This window comes from Haematobacter massiliensis (genome assembly GCF_000740795.1).
GTDB lineage: Bacteria > Pseudomonadota > Alphaproteobacteria > Rhodobacterales > Rhodobacteraceae > Haematobacter > Haematobacter massiliensis.
Window position 1 is genome coordinate 313673 of record NZ_JGYG01000001.1, and the last position, 15662, is coordinate 329334.

Sequence of the window (15662 nt, forward strand, 5' to 3'; positions counted from 1 at the left end):
CGGGTTACATGTGTGAATGATAAGCGCGGCATGACATCTCCATCCGATTTCCTCAACGGCGGCTTTTCCGTACCTGTCAGCCTCCCCACGGGCGAAGCCGGGGGGCCGTCCCGGTTTTTCAACCGGGAACTCTCCTGGCTCGACTTCAACTGGCGTGTGCTGGAAGAGGCAAAGAATCCGCGTGTGCCGCTCCTGGAGCGGCTGCGTTTCCTGACTATTTCCGCCGCAAACCTGGATGAGTTCTACACCGTCCGCGTCGCAGGACTCATGGAACTGGCAAAGGCGGGCAAAACGAGCCTTTCCGATGACGGACGCACGCCCGCGGAGCAACTCGTCCTTATCCATGCCGATGCGCGGCGGCTCATGCAGACGCAGCAGACGACATGGAACAAGCTCCGCCGCGAGATGGAGAAGGAGCGGATCACCCTGCTCACCCCCTCCAAGCTGATACGGCGGGATGAGAAGTTTCTGGACGAATACTTCCTGTCGCAGGTTTTCCCCGTGCTTTCGCCGCTGGCGATCGATCCGGCGCATCCTTTCCCCTTCATCCCCAATATGGGCTACTGCCTCGCGCTCGAATTGCACCGGGAGACCGACAACCGGATTCTTCACGCGCTTCTGCCGATCCCGCAGCAGATTTCGCGGTTCGTCCGGCTGCCCGGCAGGGACGGCGAGGCGCGGTTCCTAGCTCTGGAAGAGGTGCTGATGCTGCACCTCCATTCCATCTTCCCTGGCTACAAGGCGGCAGGGGCCTGCTCGTTCCGTGTGCTCCGCGACAGCGATATCGAGGTGGAGGACGAAGCCGAAGACCTGGTGCGGGAGTTCGAGGTCGCCCTGAAGCGTCGCCGCCGGGGCGAGGTCATCCACATGCAGATTTCCGCCGGTGCGCCCCCGGAGCTGCAAAGCCTCATCATGGAGGAACTGGGCGTCACCGCGGATGAGGTGGCAGAGGGCCGCGGCATTGTCGGCATCGCCGATCTGAAAGAGCTGATTCTCGATAACCGGCGCGATTTGCTCTGGCCGCCCTTCACACCCCGTGTGCCCGAGCGGGTGCAGGATCATGACGGGGACATCTTCGCCGCCATCCGGCAGAAGGACATGCTCCTCCACCACCCCTATGAAACCTTCGACATGGTGATCCGCTTCCTCGAGCAGGCGGCGCGGGATCCGAATGTGCTGGCGATCAAGCAGACACTCTACCGCACATCCCGCGAAAGCCCTATCGTCGGGGCGCTCTGCGAGGCGGCGGAATCCGGCAAATCGGTGACGGCTCTGGTTGAGTTGAAGGCCCGGTTTGACGAGGCCGCGAACATCCGTCAGTCGCGGCGTCTGGAACGTTCAGGCGCGCATGTCGTCTACGGCTTCATAAATTACAAGACACACGCCAAGATCTCCACCGTGGTCCGGCGCGAGGGGGACCACCTCGTGACCTATACCCATTTTGGCACGGGCAACTACCATCCGATCACAGCCCGGATCTATACCGACCTCAGCCTGTTCACCTGCAATCCGGCACTCGGGCGAGACGCGACAAAAGTGTTCAACTATCTCTCGGGCTATGCCCAGCCGGAGGTACTGGAAAACCTCTCGATCTCTCCGCTGACGCTGAAGCCCAACCTTCTGGCGATGATCGCCCGGGAAGCCGAGTTCGCCCGCGCCGGTCGCCGTGCCGAGATCTGGGCCAAGATGAACTCCCTCATCGACCCGGAAGTGATCGACGCGCTCTATGCCGCCAGCCAGGCGGGGGTCAGGATCACACTGGTCATCCGGGGCATCTGCGGCCTTCGCCCCGGGGTGAAGGGGCTGTCGGAAACCATCCGGGTCAAGTCTATCGTCGGCCGGTTCCTTGAGCACAGCCGCATCGTCTGTTTCGGCAATGGCTACGGTCTGCCCTCGCAGCGGGCGCGAGTGTTCATCTCCTCCGCCGACTGGATGGGGCGAAACCTCAACCGGCGCGTGGAAACGCTGGTGGAGATCGTCAACAACACGGTACGGACACAGATCCTCAGCCAGATCATGGCGGCAAACCTCGCCGATGTGGAGCAAAGCTGGGTATTGGCCCCCGACGGTCACTATCAGCGCTATCTTCCGCCGCTCGGGACAGAGGCTTTCAACTGCCATCGGTTCTTCATGGAGAATCCCTCGCTCTCCGGGCGCGGCACGGCGGGGGCGGCGGATGCGCCGGTACTCGCGCTCTCTGTTGATTGACGAAGGGCTCCCCGGCTCCAGCCGATTGACCATCAGCAACCGGAAAGGCTATTCGGGGGCTAAGCCTAGAGGAGCCGCAGAAGATGGACGCCACATCCACCACCCCTGCCGAGGGCTGGGGCCCGTTCGGGCCTCCACTCTTTGAGGATCCCTCCGTCCGGGCATTGTCCCGCGTGGGCGTCATCGACGTCGGGTCCAACTCCGTGCGGATGGTGGTATTCGATGGGGCGGCCCGGTCTCCGGCCTATTTCTACAACGAAAAAATCATGGCCGGGCTGGGTGAAGGCCTCGTGGTGACGGGTCGGCTCAACCCCAAGGGCCGTGCCCGTGCATTGTCCGCGCTGGAGCGATTCGCACTTATCGCCAAGGGCATGGATATCGTGCGGCTCTCTGTCGTAGCGACCGCCGCCGTGCGCGAGGCGGAAGATGGGCCGGAGTTCTCTGCCGAAGTGCTGGAGAAGACCGGGCTTCGCCTTCATGTCATCGACGGGTCGGAGGAGGCGCGGCTTTCGGCGCAGGGCGTTCTGCTAGGTTGGCCGGACGCCGAGGGCATTGTCTGCGATATCGGCGGCAACTCGATGGAACTCGCGCTGGTCAGCAAGGGAGCGATCGGCAAGCGCGTTTCCCTGCCGCTCGGACCGTTCCGCCTTCAGCTGGTGGAAGGAGGGGCCGTTGCCCTGCGCAAGCATATCCGCCGCATCCTGAGCGAAGCGAAGGAACTGATCGGCGCCAAGCATGAGCGCATCTACCTCGTCGGCGGGTCATGGCGCGCCATCGCCCGACTTGACATGGAGCGCAGGGCCTACCCGCTGACGGTCCTGCACGAATACCGCATGAGCCGGCAATCCGTCATCGATACGGTCGGCTGGATTCGCCGCTCCGATCTCAACTGGCTACGTCTGCAAACGGGGATATCCACCGACCGGATGGCATTGGTGCCGCTGGCCGCCGATGTGCTGGAGCAACTCGTGACCACCTTCCGTCCGCGGGAGATCGATGTGTCCTCCTACGGCATCCGGGAGGGGCTGCTCTATGAGCAGATGCCGGAGAAGCTGCGGCGTCGCGATCCGCTGATCGAAGCCGCGCGATTTACCGAAGCCTCCAGCGCGCGCATGCCCGGCTTCGGCAAGAAGCTGTTCGACTTCCTGTCACCTCTCTACAAGAGCGCTCCTCCCGCTCGCCTTCGCCTCGTCAAGGCTGCCTGCCTGCTGCATGACACGACATGGCGCGCTCATCCTGACTACCGGGCGGAGGTCTGCTTCGACAACGCGACCCGCGCCAACCTTGGCGGGCTGGACCATCCCGGTCGTGTGTTCCTGGGGCTGGCGTTGCTGCATCGCTACAAGAATTCCCGCTCCGGCAGCCGACTTGAGCCACTCTTGCAACTGTTGAACGACAAGCAAATACAGGATGCGGAAGTGCTCGGACGCGCCATGCGCTTCGGCGCGATGTTCTTTGTCGAGTCGCCGGAAATGGGTGGCAAACTGAAGTATTACCCGAAGAAGAAGAAGCTCGAACTCATTCTTCAGCCGGAGATGGAGGGCCTGTACGGCGAGGTCGCGGCCGCCCGGTTCAAGGCGCTCGGCGCAGGGCTTCAGGTGGAGACTTCCGTTCGTGTGGCGCGGCAGGCGGCCGCCTCGCAGCCTGAGGGTTGATTAAAGTTCCACTCCCGGCGCGGCAGGCGTCTCGGGGTCAGCAGGGGGCGGAACATAGGGCGGGGCGTCGGGCTTGCGCCGGATGAGGATGTCACCATTTTCCTGCACTTCGGGCGGCTCATAGTTTCTGAGGTCGCCGATCCGGTCGGCGAGCGCCCGAAGCGCTGGCCCCACTTCGCCGAAAATACCCCTCAGCATCGCATCCGCTCCCTCGCGGAACATGTCGAAGCCGCGCTCCACATCGTTGCCCGGGTCGGGAAGGCTTGACGGCGGCTCGGGCGGGTTCGTCTGAGCGAAGGCGCCGCCCGCCATCAGCGCCAGTGAGGCCGCCAGAAACTGAGCGCGATGGTGTGGACGTATCATGACCAGGCTTCCTTTCCGCATTACTCATCTAGCATAGACCAGCATTCGCTCAACCCGCCACGGGGCGTCAAAGGGGCAGGTCGATTGATACTGGAAAATGATCGGACGCGGTGAGCAACGCCTCCCGCAGCACCGGATCGCCATAACAGGCGGGGTCATCGAAGGGATGCCAGATCCGCCAGCGTGGTTGCAGGGCGCGGAGATCCGGCGACACCATGATGTAGTCCAGCAATGCCGAGAGGTAGTGACCGGTCCCCTCGTCCGGCACCCAGAAGCGCGCGGTGGCAGGCTGCGCGGCGATCCGCTGAGCAAGCGCGCGCCGGGCATTGGCGTCGTAGAGCCGTTCGGGTTTCGGCGCGTTCCATCCCATGACGATCTCGACCGCGGAGCGCCCGAAGAGTTTCTCGTATTCGTCGAGCCCCGGACCGTCGTTGAAATCCCCCATGACCATGAGCGAGTCGCCGCGCGCAAGTTGTGCGAGCACGCGCTCCCGAAGCCAGATGGCCTGCGCGAGTTGCTTGCGCCGGTTCTGGATCGACAGGCGCATCACCTCATTCTCGTCCACCGCACCATGCGGGGCTTTGGACTTGATATGCACGCCGATCATGCGGAAGGCTCGCCCGGACGCCGATACTGCCGCGACCTCCAGTGGAGGTTTGCTGAAGGTGACGACATCCTCCGTTCCGTCGATGTCGAGGTCGATTCGATAAGTCCCATCGAAACGCGGCACAGGATGGCTCCCCCGCCGCCCGGTGAAGGTTCCCATCGGATCGTGCCGCGCCGTCAGCCGTGCGGGATCATAAAGCAGCGCGATCTCCTGCTGCGTGTCATTCCTGAATCCCAGCAGCGCGGTATTGGTCCGCAAACCGAAACGGGCGGCAAAGCTCTCCAATGCGACATGCGTGGCACGATGGCGGGACTCGTCGGGCGCCTCGATGACCATGACCGCATCTGCGTCTACTGCGCGAAAGACCGTCCCCAGAGCAGTGATCTGTACCGCCCGCCGCACCCCGTGGCGCCCGGACCAGCCATCATCCTCAAGCAGCCTGCCCGTATCGTCGAACAGGGAGTTGAACCACTCGACATTATAGGTGGCGATCCGCATGGGCCGGGTCAGGCCGCGCGCTCGCGCCCGATGGTCTCCCAGGCGCGGTTGATCGCGACAAGACGCCGCTCCGCCAGCCTCACGGCCTCCGGCGGTACGCCCCTCGCCTGCATCCTGTCGGGATGCGAGTCACGGACGGCGCTGCGCCAGGCATCACGGACCTCGGTCATCGGCGCATCGGGGGAAACACCGAGCACCTCGTAAGGGTCAGGCTCGGTGTCGGACACATGGCGCGCGCGAAGCGAACGGTAGCACCGGTCGGAGAGACCGAAGATCTCCGCCACATCCTTCAGAAACGCCTCTTCCATCTCGTGAAAACCACCGTCGGCCACCGCAATGCGGAACAGCCCGTCCATCAGGTCGATGAGCACTGGATCGCTCTCCGCACGGAACATTCCGGCGATCTTCCGGGCATAGGCTTCATAACCCGCCACATCCTGCCGGGCGAGGTTATAGACGCGGGCAGCGTTCGGCTCCTCCTCCTCCGGGATGTGGAACACCTCGCGAAAGGCGGCGACCTCGCTCCGCTTGACCTCGCCATCGGCCTTGGCCATCTTGGCTCCCAGCGCGATCACGGCGATGGTGAAGGCGACGGAGCGTTCGGGCGGCGCACGCAGGCGCTCGAACACGGCGGAGAGACTCTCCCCCTGCGCAAGCGCGGCCAGCGCATCCCTTATGCGGCTCCAGATCGACATGCGCCGATCATAGCGTCTGGCGCGCCGGAGCGCACACCGTTTTTAAGCGCACAGCACATGCTTCTGGCCAGCGAAGCCCCCCTTGGCCGCAGTGCGCGACACCTCCTCCGCGGCGGCGCGCTCCCTGCAGAAACTGGGATTGGCACTCTGCCAGCCAAGGCGGTGAGGAACGGTGGGGCTTTGACGTGCGCCCCGCGCCTGCGCGTTCGATTTCGCTCGCGAATGGTTGGCCTCGGCGGCACCGGCATGCGCCTGAGAGTATTGTCACCGTCTCCAGATCGTCTCCCGCTCGGTCACGACCGCATCGAGTGGCGCATCCGTAGCTTCTACGGGCACGACCGGCACCTGCTGCGCGGCGTAGGCGAAGCCGAAAGCACGCACGGGATGGAAGCCGCGGAGCATGGCGAGCGTCCGGTCATAGAACCCCCCGCCATATCCCAGCCGCATGCAGCTGCGGTCAAAGGCGAGCAGCGGAACGACCAGATACCTCGGCTGCACCCACTCTCCGCGTTCTGGATGCCTTGTGCCGAAGGGACCGGCGGCAAGCGGCACGCCCTCCTCCCAGCGCCGGAAGCGCAGCGGCTGACCCCTTCCCTCCACGACCGGCAGGCATACAGGCCAACCGGTCAGCGCGGGAAGAGGGTCGATCTCGCTGCCGATGGGCAGATAGGCGGCAATGGGATGGCCATCAGGCGGGCCGATCTCCGCCCTGAGCCGCTCCGCCGCGGGTCTACCCAGAACCCGGTCCACGGCGTCCCGGCGCTGCCGCGCCAGTTGCCGCGCCGCGGACTTCACGCGCGCAATATCCTCCCCACTCACAGCAGCACCGCCGAGGCGAGCGCCAGAAAGGAGAAGAAACCCACCGCATCCGTCGTCATCGTCACGAAGGTGCCCGAGGCCAGTGCCGGATCCAGCCCCAGCCGGTTCAGCGTCAGCGGGATCAGAGTACCCGCAATGGCGGCTACAATCAGGTTGATGACCATGGCCGCCGCAATCACCCCGCCGAGCAGCGCCGAGCCATATCCCAACCAACCCACGGAAGCCATCAGCGTGGCGAAGATGATCCCGTTCGTCATGCCGACCAACAGTTCCCGTCGCACGACCCGCCAGGCGTTGGAGGAGGTAAGGTCTTTCGTGGCGAGCGAACGGACGGCGATGGTCAACGTCTGCGTCCCGGTGTTCCCGCCCATGGAGGCGATGATCGGCATGATTGCGGCCAGCGCTACGATCTGAGCAATGGCGCCCTCGAAATGCCCGATGACCAGCGCTGACAGATTGGTCGCGATGAGATTGACGAAAAGCCAGGGAAACCGAAGGCGCACGGTGTCCAGCACGCCGTCCGACAGGCTTTCGTCACCCACCCCGCCCAGACGCAGGATGTCCTCCTCTGCCTCGTCCTCAAGCACGCTCATCGCATCGTCGATGGTGATGACGCCAACCAGCCGCCCGTCCGCATCCACCACCGGTGCAGAGATGAGGTGGTACTGGTTGAAGGCGTAGGCCACATCCTCCTGGCTCTGGGTGGCGGGGATGGTCCGGTAGCTGTCCTCCGTGATTTCGGAGAGCTGCTTGTCCCGCCGGGAGGCGAGCATCTTGCCCAAGGCCACATAGCCGGTAGGCCGGTGGCGCGGGTCGATCAGCACGACGTGATAGAACTGGTCCGGCAGCCATTCCTCGTTTCGCAGGAAATCGATGGCGTGCCCCACCGTCCAGTCCTCCGGGGCGGTGACCACCTCCCGCTGCATGAGACGACCCGCCGTATACTCGGGATAGGAGAGCGCCTGCTCCACCGCCACCCTGTCCGCATCGTCCAGCGCATCGAGAACCTGGCGCTGCTGCGGCTCCTCCAGATCCTCGATGATGTCGACGACATCGTCGGAATCGAGTTCCCGGACGGCATTGGCCAGCACGTCCTGCGGCAGGGCCTCGATGACCTCTTCGCGGACACCCTCGCCCAGTTCCGACAGAATGTCTCCGTCGATCCCGCCCGGCCAGAGCCGGATAAGCGCCTGCCGCTCAGCCGGTCCGATCTGCTCGAGAAGGTCGGCGATGTCGGCGGCGTGGAGAGGCTCCATGAGCGCGTCAAGCAGAGGCGCATCCTCCGCCTCCACCGCCTCGACAATGGCCTCTACGCGATCTGGATCCAGCGCATGGGCATCTTCCTCGCGCCGGGGGCTTTCGGGCTCGGTCATGGCGACTCCGTAACGGGCTGGACTCGCGGCGGACCTTAGCGGCAACCGCCGCTGCGGCATAGGGGCGACGGCGCGGGAAATCAAACACGCTACCGGGAGCGGAGGAAACGCGCGACCTCACCAGCAAGGTTTCAAACGACTCCGCGGCGCATTTACCCCGCGCGGACGGCGTCATAGGGTGGCGACCGACCGACGCAGGGAGATGAACATGCAGACGCTGATCGCGGGACAAGTGATGACCTTTGACGGGGATCCGTTCCGCGACGGGCCACAAGCCGTTCGCATCGACAGCCGAGGGGCTGTTCTGGTGGAAAACGGCCGCATCGCCGCCGTAGGTCCGCGCGAACGTCTCTCACGGGAGGCCCCGCAGGCGCAGATCATCGACCATGGCGATGCCCTGATCTCTCCCGGATTCGTCGATGCGCATGTTCACTACCCTCAGACCGCGATCATAGCGAGCTGGGGCAAACGGCTCATCGACTGGTTGAACAGCTATACCTTTCCGGAGGAAATGCGGTTCTCCGATCCGGCCTATGCCCGCCAGATCGCGGAGCGGTATTTCGACCTTGCGCTCTCCAACGGGACTACCACCGCCTGCAGTTATGCCACGATCCATCCAGAAAGCGTGGACGCCTTCTTCGAGGCGGCGGAGGGACGCGGCCTCCGCGCCCTCACCGGCAAGGTCTGCATGGACAGGAACGCGCCCGACGGACTGAAGGATACCCCGCAATCCGCTTACGACGATTCGAAGCGCCTGCTGGAGAAGTGGCATGGGCGCGGACGGCTTTCCTATGTCATCACACCGCGCTTCTCTCCCACCTCTACCCCGGAGCAGTTGCACATGGTCGGGCAGCTCTGGAAGGAGCATCCGGACTGCCTGATGCAGACGCATCTGTCCGAGCAGACCGATGAGATCGAGTGGGTGAAGGCGCTGTATCCGCAGTCGCGCGACTATCTCGACACCTATGAAACCCAAGGTTTGCTGGGGGAGCGCGCCATCTACGGTCATGCGATCCACCTTACCCCGCGGGAGCGCTCACGCCTGCTGGAGGTCGGCGCGAGCCTTGTGCACTGCCCCACATCCAACACATTCATCGGATCGGGCCTGTTCGACATGGCGGGTCTGAAGGCAGAGGGGCAGCTCGTCGGTCTGGCGACGGATACGGGGGGGTGGTTCGTCCTTCTCCATGCTGCGGACCATGGCTGCGGCCTATGAAGTCGGTCAGCTCCGCCACGCGCCCATCCATCCGGCAGCGCTCTGGTGGCTTGCCACCGCAGGCTCCGCGGAGGCACTGCATCTGGGCGACAGAATCGGGACGATCCGTCCGGGGATGGAGGCGGACCTGATCGCGGTCGATCTTTCGTCCACACCCGCAATTGCACAACGCTCCGCCCGAGCGGAGAATGTCTGGGAGCAGATCTTCGCCACCGTGATGATGGGGGACGATCGCGCCATCCGGGCCGTCTATGTCGCTGGGAACCCGATCGGCTAGTTCTCCAGCGTCGAAAGCGGGACGACCACCACCTCCGTACGAGAGAGCCACTCGCCGAGCACCAGAAGACTTTCCTTGGTCGGCTGGCGCAGCACCACTGCCGCAGCACCGGACTGCGCCGCGCGGTAAAGCGCGCGATCCAGCGGTCTGGATACGGGCTCCTCGCCTGCGGATGCAACAAGCGGAAGGCTCAACGCACCGCCATCCTGACGCAAGACGTGACCGCCCTCCCCCTCAAGACGCAGCCGTGCCGCAGCCCCGGCCAGCTGCGTCTGCTCCCCTTCCTTCTCAACCGCCACCACTTCCACACCCGCAGCGGCGAAGCGGGCAGCGTCTTCGGTGTTGCCGGGATCAAGAGCAATGCTCACCGGAAACGGCACCGCACCGATGCGTTCGGCCAGGTCGGGCACTTGCGGATCATCGAGCAGCAGGATCGCGAGCCGCGGGCCCTCAGCCGCCGGCGCCTTGGCAGGCTGCGAGTCGGCTGGGACGGGCTCCACGGTAGAAGCTTCCTCCGCGGGCGGCGGCGGAGCGAGGGGAACAGCCGTGTCCTGCATGGGTGCGTCACTGCTGGACGCAGGAACTGACGGCGCTGGCTGAATTTCCGCGGGGGGCTCGGTCTCGGGCGGCGGCGGAGGCTCAAAGGCCGGCGGCTCCGGCGCGGGCGGCGGATCGGAAGCGGGCTCTGAGAGTGCCGGGGGTGGAGCGGCCTCCTGAGCATTCTCTACGGGCGCAGTCTCTTCGGATGCGGGCTGTTCGACGGATGTTTGCGGCGCCGGTGTCTCCGGCGGAGGCGGCGGGGTTTCTTCCGCCCCGGCGGTATCGGAACTTGCGCTTGGAAGCGGCACCGCAGGGGCGGCATCCCGACGTGGAACGGAAAGCACCGAAAGGCCCGCGGCAACGATCACACCGACCGCCATCCCCGATAGCGCTCCCTTCAACAACCCGTTCGCCAATCGTCCGCTCCTTGCAAAACAGTTCCGGGCAGCCCCCGGAGGCCTTGACCCGGACGCTGCGACCTGAACATCTATAGCCGCCGTCCGGCGCGGGTTCACCCCCAAAGGCACTCGGGCGACGGGCCGGTGGACCGGCCGCGAACAAGCGCCAGACATACGACGGAGGGCCGCGCCATTGCTCCTGCTGATCGACAACTACGACAGCTTCACCTATAACCTCGTGCACTATCTGGGCGAACTCGGCGCGGATGTTGTCGTGCGGCGCAACGATGCCCTGAATGTGCAGGAGGCCATGGCGATGAACCCCGCTGCCATCCTGCTTTCCCCCGGCCCCTGCGATCCGGCACAGGCGGGTATCTGTCTTGCCCTGACGGCGGCGGCGGCAGAAACGCGTACGCCGCTCTTTGGCGTGTGCCTTGGCCATCAGACTATCGGTCAGGCATTCGGGGGGCGTATCGTGCGGGCGGGAGAGATCGTGCACGGCAAGATGGGCCGGATCGAACATGCGGGTGCCGGTGTCTTTGCCGGCCTTCCCACACCCTTTGAGGCCACCCGCTACCACTCGCTGATCGTGGAGCGGGAAACATTGCCCGACAGTCTCGAAGTCACGGCCTGGCTGGCCGATGGGACCATCATGGGTCTGAAGCACCGCGACCTGCCGATCGAAGGCGTCCAGTTCCACCCGGAGAGCATCGCCTCCCAGCATGGTCACCGGATGCTGGCGACCTTCCTGGAAGGCGCTGGGATCGCGACCCGCCCGCTTTCCACGGGTGAGGCGGCATGAGCGATCGCGTCCGCCCGCTGATCGGCCTTGCCGCAGAACGTCCGCTCACCCGAACGGAGGCAGAAACCGCCTTCGCCGCCTTCTTTGAGGGCGAGGCCACGCCGTCGCAGATGGGCGGCCTGCTCATGGCCTTGCGTACACGTGGCGAGACGGTGGAGGAATATGCGGCGGCCGCCAGCGCAATGCGCGCCCGCTGCAATGCCGTCCGCGCCCCGGAAGGCGCGATAGACATTGTTGGCACAGGCGGCGATGGCAAGGGCACGCTCAACATCTCCACCGCCGCCGCCTTTGTCGTGGCAGGAGCAGGGGTGGTCGTGGCCAAACACGGGAACCGCAATCTTTCGTCCAAATCCGGCTCCGCCGATGCGTTGGGGGAACTGGGCATCAACGTGATGGTTGGCCCCCCCGTCGTCGAGCGGGCGCTCGCGGAGATCGGTATCGGCTTCATGATGGCCGCCATCCATCACCCCGCAATGCGGCACGTAATGGCCACGCGGACGGAACTGGGCACGCGCACGATCTTCAACATCCTGGGACCGATCACCAATCCTGCCGGGGTGCGCCGTCAGCTCACCGGCACCTATGCCGCGCATCTCAACCGCCCCGTGGCTGAGACGCTGGCAGCGCTGGGATCGGACCGGGCGTGGATCGTCCACGGTGGCGACGGGACGGACGAGATCTCCATCGCCGGTCCCACGCAACTCGCCGAACTGAAGGACGGCAAGGTGACGGAGCGGGAGATTCACCCCGAAGACGCGGGTCTTCCCGTTCATCCTTTCGAGCAGATCCTCGGCGGAACCCCGGCGGAGAACGCCACCGCGCTCCGGGCGCTTCTGGATGGGGCGGAAGGTGCCTATCGCGACGCCGTCCTGTTGAACGCCGCTGCCGCCCTCATCGTCGCGGACCGCGTCGCGACGTTGCAGGATGGTGTCAGCCTTGCGCGAGAGAGCATCGACAGCGGCGCCGCCCGCGAAAAGGTGCGCCGCCTTGCCGCGCTGACACAGGCCGCATGACGTTTCAGATCGCGGCGCCGCCCGCCGCCTGGGCCGATCTGCCGTTCTTCGGTCGGGACTGGCCCGAGGTTCGCGCCCGGCTTGTCGCCGATACGCGCAAGCTCCAGCCCGGACCCGATGCGGTGTTCCGGGCGCTCGATCTCTGCCCGCCGGAGAAAGCGCGTGTGGTGATCCTTGGTCAAGATCCCTACCCGACTGCGGGAAATGCCGATGGACTGGCCTTTTCGGTTCCGCCCGGCACGCGGCTGCCCGCCTCGCTGCGCAATATCTACCGCGAGATGGCCGAGGATATCGGCTGCACACCGCCCGATGGTGATCTCGGTCGCTGGGCTGCGCAGGGCGTACTGCTTCTCAACACCGCACTGACCGTTCCGGTGGGAGAGGCGAACGGCCATGCGCGGCTGGGCTGGGCACCGCTCGTCGCTGAGGTGCTGGCGCGCGCGGCGGCGCTCCGGCCCCTCGTGTTCATCCTCTGGGGCGGGCCTGCGCAGAAGCTGGCGGCGAGGACGGTTGACCTTTCCCGCCATCACGTCATCGCCTCACCCCACCCGTCGCCGCTCTCCTCCTACCGCGGCTTCTTCGGCTCGCGCCCTTTCAGCCGGACGAATGACTGGCTGACAGCAAGGGGCGAAACGCCGATCGACTGGTGCCGCTGACGGATCGGGGGGGGCCGGGGGGCGCTCCCCACCGGACAGGGCGTGCTCCCCCGCCCGTGCTCCGCTCAGATCAGCCCGTTCCTTGCAAACAGGGCACGCAGATCCTGCTCCGGGCGCGCCCCGATATGGGAGATGACCTCTGCCGCCGCCAGACAGCCCATCCGGCCGCAGGTCTCCGGCTCATAGCCCTCCGACAGGCCCCAGAGAAAGGCGCCGGCAAACAGATCGCCGGCACCGGTCGCATCCACGATCCCTGTCTCGACTGCGGGGACATGCCAGTGCCGCCCGCCCTGCATCACATGCGCCCCGTTCTCCGAATCCGTCACCACGGCAATCTCCAGCTCCGCCGCCGCGGCCGCCATCGCCTGCTCGAACGTGCCGCCATACATGGAGATGATCTCTGCCCGGTTGGCAAACAGCAGGTCCAGGTCTTCCCGGATCATCTGCCGGAAGGCATCGCGGTGACGGTCCACGCAGAACGGATCCGACAGGGTGAGCGAGACGCGCCCCCCCGCGCCCTTCGTCGCCCGGATCGCCTTGGCAAAGGCTTCCATGCTCTCCGGCCCGTCGAAACGGTAGCCTTCCAGATAGATCCAGTCCGCATCGGCCATCTGACTTTCGTCGATATCCCCAGGGGTCAGAAACTCCGACATGCCAAGGTATGTGTTCATCGACCGCTCGCCATCCGGCGTGACCAGGACGATGCAGCGCCCTGTCTGCTCTGCGGAATGGGCCGGGGCGAGCGGCGTGTCATAATCGGCCCCCTGCGCCCGCAGGTCGTGGGCAAAGATCGCGCCAAGCTGGTCGTCCCGAACCTTGCCGACATAGGCCGTACGCCCGCCCAGCCCGGCAATTCCCGCGACCGTATTGGCCGCCGATCCGCCCGATATCTCCCGCGCGGGGCCGATATGGCCGTAGAGCTCCACCGCACGATCCATGTCGATGAGCTGCATGATGCCCTTCTGAACACCGTTTCGCTCAAGAAAGGCATCGTCGGTGCGGGCAAGCACATCAACCATGGCATTACCGATACCGACGACCTGGTACTTCTTCATTCGGGCCTCCGTGGAACTGGCCGGACCCTCCGATTTTCGCCGGCGGAACGGAAGCCCAAAAGCGCTGTCAGGGGGCTTTCGCCTCCGCCTGAAACTTGAGGGTACGCTGCACGGCGGGGTCTGCGGCCAACCGGTCATAAAGCGCCAAGACATTGGTATAGGCCGCAAGCCCGTCCGGCAGCTTGGCCCGAGCCCAGCGGATCATCGGAAAGGCATAGGCATCCGCGACCGACCTGGGCCCGAGAATCCATTCCTTTCCCTCAAGCTGCGCGTCCAGCAGCCGGAGATTCTTCCGCACCAGCCCGATGCCCGCTTCGACAACCTTCGCCTTCGCGTCATCGCTCTGATCGGTAGTGTAGCGGTCGGGCATGAAGACGGGAAAGAAGGCAGGATGAAGATCGCCCGTAAGGAAACAAATCCATCTTTCAAGTTCTGCCTGACCGCGCGCGCCGTCCTCTCCGCCCAGACCCGAATCGGGATGCTTGATCAGCAGGTAGCGCAGGATCGCGCCCGCCTGCGTCAGCACCCAGCCGTCATCCTCCTTGAGCACGGGCACCGCACCGGAGGCATTCATCGCCAGCAGTTCCGCCGAGCCGGCCGGGGCCACAACCGCCTCATAGGATGCCCCCATCCATTCCAGCGCGATATGGGGGCCAAGCGCACAGGTGCCATTGCGGAAATAGAGAGTAGTCATACGATCCTCCTTGCGAACAAGGCGGCACGTAGCGCTTTCACCTCAAGGATCAATCCGAGCCGAGGTCTTGCCACCCGCAACCGTCTTTTCGTCATAAAGGCAGATGTCCCGGATCAGGCAGACAGGACAAAGGGGCGCACGCGCCTTGCAGGTATAGCGACCGTGCAGGATCAGCCAGTGGTGGGCATGACGCTGGAACTCGACCGGAACGTTGTCCTCGATCGCCCGCTCCACCACCTCCACATTGCGGCCGACGGCAATGCCACTCCGGTTGCCGACGCGGAAGATATGCGTGTCCACCGCCTGCGCCGGAAAGCCGAACCAGGTATTCAACACCACGTTTGCCGTCTTCCGTCCTACACCCGGCAATGTCTCCAGTGCGGCGCGGGACGACGGCACCTCTCCCCCGAAACGCTCCTGCAGCAAAGCGGAGAGTTTCAGCACGTTCCTGGCCTTGTTACGGTAAAGCCCGATGGTGCGGATGTGAGAGATGATGCCCTCCTCGCCCAGAGCCAGCATCTTCGCGGGTGTATCGGCGACTTCGAACAGGCCCTTCGTGGCCTTGTTGACGCCGACATCCGTCGCCTGCGCTGAAAGCGCTACCGCCACCAGCAACGTGAAGGCGTTGGTGTAGTTCAACTCTCCCACAGGCTCAGGCTCCCGTTCCTCAAACCGGCGGAAGACCTCCTTCATGTCACTGTAGTCGAGCTGTCTGACCATGGTCCTCGCCTACTTCCCTGCGGGCGGCACGACAAGCCCCCTCCTCATTCCGCAGGATTCGGGTCGCGAAAAT

14 protein-coding genes and 1 pseudogene are annotated in these 15662 nt (G+C 64.9%); 6 read left to right on the plus strand and 9 right to left on the minus strand.

Going from position 1 to position 15662, the window contains the following annotated elements; translation table 11 throughout:
* Positions 1–30: 30 nt before the first annotated feature.
* Together CN97_RS01525 and CN97_RS01530 are read left to right on the plus strand one after the other, a co-directional pair.
* Positions 31–2208: an RNA degradosome polyphosphate kinase gene (locus CN97_RS01525; protein ID WP_035706021.1), complete on the plus strand. Its 2178-nt coding sequence runs from the start codon at positions 31–33 to the stop codon at positions 2206–2208.
* Positions 2209–2291: 83 nt separating this feature from the next.
* A complete protein-coding gene (locus CN97_RS01530; protein ID WP_035706024.1) occupies positions 2292–3863 on the plus strand; it encodes a Ppx/GppA family phosphatase in 1572 nt (523 codons plus the stop codon).
* Here CN97_RS01530 and CN97_RS01535 read toward each other — a convergent pair whose 3' ends face one another.
* From CN97_RS01535 to mgtE, 5 genes are all read right to left on the minus strand, one after another.
* Positions 3864–4226 (minus strand): hypothetical protein, encoded by a 363-nt coding sequence (locus CN97_RS01535; protein WP_051910887.1) that lies wholly within the window; start codon positions 4224–4226, stop codon positions 3864–3866.
* A gap of 67 nt (positions 4227–4293) precedes the next feature.
* Entirely contained in the window at positions 4294–5331 is a 1038-nt protein-coding gene (locus tag CN97_RS01540) for an endonuclease/exonuclease/phosphatase family protein (protein ID WP_035706028.1), read from the minus strand.
* Between the two features lie 8 nt (positions 5332–5339).
* Positions 5340–6026: a molecular chaperone DjiA gene (locus tag CN97_RS01545; protein WP_035706031.1), complete on the minus strand. Its 687-nt coding sequence runs from the start codon at positions 6024–6026 to the stop codon at positions 5340–5342.
* A 264-nt stretch (positions 6027–6290) separates the two neighbouring features.
* Entirely contained in the window at positions 6291–6821 is a 531-nt protein-coding gene (locus tag CN97_RS01550; protein ID WP_254915476.1) for a 5-formyltetrahydrofolate cyclo-ligase, read from the minus strand.
* A gap of 20 nt (positions 6822–6841) precedes the next feature.
* Positions 6842–8218 carry a magnesium transporter gene (mgtE, locus tag CN97_RS01555; RefSeq protein WP_035706037.1) on the minus strand — a complete coding sequence of 459 codons (1377 nt, stop codon included), beginning with the start codon at positions 8216–8218 and terminating at the stop codon, positions 6842–6844.
* Positions 8219–8426: 208 nt separating this feature from the next.
* Here mgtE and guaD point away from each other — a divergent pair.
* Positions 8427–9711, plus strand: a pseudogene (gene guaD / locus CN97_RS01560) (guanine deaminase).
* Here guaD and CN97_RS20505 read toward each other — a convergent pair.
* Positions 9708–10211 carry a hypothetical protein gene (locus tag CN97_RS20505; protein WP_131389489.1) on the minus strand — a complete coding sequence of 168 codons (504 nt, stop codon included), beginning with the start codon at positions 10209–10211 and terminating at the stop codon, positions 9708–9710. The pseudogene guaD and the gene CN97_RS20505 sit on opposite strands and share 4 nt — an antisense overlap.
* A gap of 631 nt (positions 10212–10842) precedes the next feature.
* Here CN97_RS20505 and CN97_RS01570 point away from each other — a divergent pair.
* From CN97_RS01570 to CN97_RS01580, 3 genes are read left to right on the plus strand one after another with little or no spacing between them, the layout of a single operon-like run.
* Positions 10843–11451, plus strand: a complete 609-nt coding sequence (locus CN97_RS01570) for an anthranilate synthase component II (RefSeq protein WP_035706044.1) — start codon at positions 10843–10845, stop codon at positions 11449–11451.
* Positions 11448–12464 carry an anthranilate phosphoribosyltransferase gene (gene trpD, locus CN97_RS01575; RefSeq protein WP_035706055.1) on the plus strand — a complete coding sequence of 339 codons (1017 nt, stop codon included), beginning with the start codon at positions 11448–11450 and terminating at the stop codon, positions 12462–12464. Before CN97_RS01570 ends, trpD begins: the two co-directional genes overlap by 4 nt.
* Entirely contained in the window at positions 12461–13120 is a 660-nt protein-coding gene (locus CN97_RS01580; RefSeq protein WP_035706056.1) for a uracil-DNA glycosylase, read from the plus strand. Before trpD ends, CN97_RS01580 begins: the two co-directional genes overlap by 4 nt.
* 65 nt (positions 13121–13185) lie before the next feature.
* Here the strand turns inward: CN97_RS01580 and CN97_RS01585 are convergent, their stop codons facing one another.
* The 3 genes from CN97_RS01585 to nth all read right to left on the minus strand — a co-directional run bounded on the left by CN97_RS01585 (position 13186) and on the right by nth (position 15589).
* Positions 13186–14175, minus strand: coding sequence for an adenosine kinase (locus CN97_RS01585; RefSeq protein ID WP_035706059.1), 990 nt, complete (start codon positions 14173–14175; stop codon positions 13186–13188).
* Between the two features lie 67 nt (positions 14176–14242).
* Positions 14243–14869 (minus strand): glutathione S-transferase family protein, encoded by a 627-nt coding sequence (locus CN97_RS01590; RefSeq protein WP_035706062.1) that lies wholly within the window; start codon positions 14867–14869, stop codon positions 14243–14245.
* Positions 14870–14911: 42 nt separating this feature from the next.
* Complete coding sequence (gene nth / locus CN97_RS01595) at positions 14912–15589, minus strand: endonuclease III (RefSeq protein ID WP_035706065.1); 678 nt, start codon at positions 15587–15589, stop codon at positions 14912–14914.
* Between the last annotated feature and the right edge of the window lie 73 nt (positions 15590–15662).

Coding starts and splice junctions, on each gene's coding strand:
- CN97_RS01535 (WP_051910887.1), bottom strand. CDS start 4,226: ATGATACGTCCACACCATCGCGCTCAGTTTCTGGCGGCCTCACTGGCG.
- CN97_RS01540 (WP_035706028.1), bottom strand. CDS start 5,331: ATGCGGATCGCCACCTATAATGTCGAGTGGTTCAACTCCCTGTTCGAC.
- CN97_RS01530 (WP_035706024.1), top strand. CDS start 2,292: ATGGACGCCACATCCACCACCCCTGCCGAGGGCTGGGGCCCGTTCGGG.
- CN97_RS01590 (WP_035706062.1), bottom strand. CDS start 14,869: ATGACTACTCTCTATTTCCGCAATGGCACCTGTGCGCTTGGCCCCCAT.
- CN97_RS01525 (WP_035706021.1), top strand. CDS start 31: ATGACATCTCCATCCGATTTCCTCAACGGCGGCTTTTCCGTACCTGTC.
- CN97_RS01545 (WP_035706031.1), bottom strand. CDS start 6,026: ATGTCGATCTGGAGCCGCATAAGGGATGCGCTGGCCGCGCTTGCGCAG.
- trpD (WP_035706055.1), top strand. CDS start 11,448: ATGAGCGATCGCGTCCGCCCGCTGATCGGCCTTGCCGCAGAACGTCCG.
- nth (WP_035706065.1), bottom strand. CDS start 15,589: ATGGTCAGACAGCTCGACTACAGTGACATGAAGGAGGTCTTCCGCCGG.
- CN97_RS01585 (WP_035706059.1), bottom strand. CDS start 14,175: ATGAAGAAGTACCAGGTCGTCGGTATCGGTAATGCCATGGTTGATGTG.
- mgtE (WP_035706037.1), bottom strand. CDS start 8,218: ATGACCGAGCCCGAAAGCCCCCGGCGCGAGGAAGATGCCCATGCGCTG.
- CN97_RS01580 (WP_035706056.1), top strand. CDS start 12,461: ATGACGTTTCAGATCGCGGCGCCGCCCGCCGCCTGGGCCGATCTGCCG.